Origin of the sequence: Micromonospora sp. NPDC047753, assembly GCF_040642735.1 — a bacterium.
In the GTDB taxonomy this organism is placed as follows: domain Bacteria; phylum Actinomycetota; class Actinomycetes; order Mycobacteriales; family Micromonosporaceae; genus Micromonospora.
Window position 1 is genome coordinate 1 of record NZ_JBEYSL010000856.1, and the last position, 1,380, is coordinate 1,380.

The window sequence follows — 1,380 nt, forward strand, 5'->3', positions numbered from 1 at the left end:
CGACACCCGCGCAGTAGCCGCGGGGCTTGGCCAGGAGCACGCGCTTGCCGGTCCGGTGAGTCGCCTGAGCCTCAGTCACCACCCCATCGTACGTGGGCGCGTACCGCGTCCAGACCTGACGGAGGACAGTGACCATGGACGACACCATCCTCGAGATGCGTCGCATCACCAAGACCTTCCCCGGCGTGACCGCGCTGGAGGACGTCACCCTCGCAGTGCGCCGCGGGGAGATCCACGCCATCTGTGGTGAGAACGGCGCCGGCAAGTCCACCCTGATGAAGGTGCTGTCCGGCGTCTACCCGTCCGGCTCGTACGACGGCGAGATCCTCTTCGACGGCAAGCCGATGCAGTTCCGCGGCATTCGCGACAGCGAGGCCAACGGCATCGTCATCATCCACCAGGAGCTCGCTCTGGTGCCGTACCTGTCGATCGCGGAGAACATCTTCCTCGGCAACGAGCGGCGCGGCCGCAGCGGGCTCATCGACTGGAACTTCGCCAACGCCGAAGCAGCGAAGCTGCTGGCGTCCGTCGGGCTGCACGAGAACCCCGTCACCCCGGTCATTCAGCTCGGGGTCGGCAAGCAGCAGCTGGTGGAGATCGCCAAGGCGCTGTCGAAGAAGGTGCGCCTGCTCATCCTGGACGAGCCGACGGCCGCGCTCAACGACATCGACTCGGCGCACCTGCTCGACCTGCTGCGGGCGCTCAAGGAGCAGGGCATCACCTGCATCATGATCTCGCACAAGCTCAACGAGATCACCGCCATCGCCGACTCGACCACCGTCATCCGTGACGGGCGCGCCGTGGAGACCCTCGACATGAGGTCGGACGAGGTGACCCAGCAGCGGATCATCCGCGGCATGGTCGGGCGCGACCTGGACAGCTTCTACCCCGACCGCGAGTCGTCGCCCGGTGACGAGGTCCTGCGCATCGAGGACTGGACGGTGCGACACCCGGTCCAGGACCGGATGGTCGTCGAGGGCGTCGGGCTGTCCGTACGCGCCGGCGAGGTCGTCGGCATCGCGGGCCTCATGGGCGCCGGTCGGACCGAGCTGGCCATGAGCGTGTTCGGTCGGTCCTACGGGCGCGACATCCGGGGCCGACTCTTCGTCCACGGGCGGGAGGTGCAGGCGCGTACCGTCGCCGAGGCGATCGACAACGGCATCGCCTACGTCACCGAGGATCGCAAGCGCTACGGGCTCAACCTCATCGACGACGTGCGGCGCAACGTGTCCGCCGCCGCGCTGGACCGGCTGTCCCGCCTGGGCTGGGTGAACGGCAACGAGGAGATCAAGGTTGCCGAGACGAGCCGCAAGGAGATGAACATCCGCACGCCGAGCGTCATGGCGGTGGTCGGCAAGCTCTCCGGCGGCAACCAGCAGA

Annotated in this window: 1 protein-coding gene; it reads left to right on the forward strand. The window is 67.8% G+C overall.

Annotated features, from left to right (window positions below; genetic code table 11):
• Window positions 1-134: 134 nt before the first annotated feature.
• Window positions 135-1,380 (forward strand): ATP-binding cassette domain-containing protein (locus ABZ749_RS35225; protein ID WP_357235746.1); only part of this gene is annotated, 1,246 nt, incomplete at its 3' end.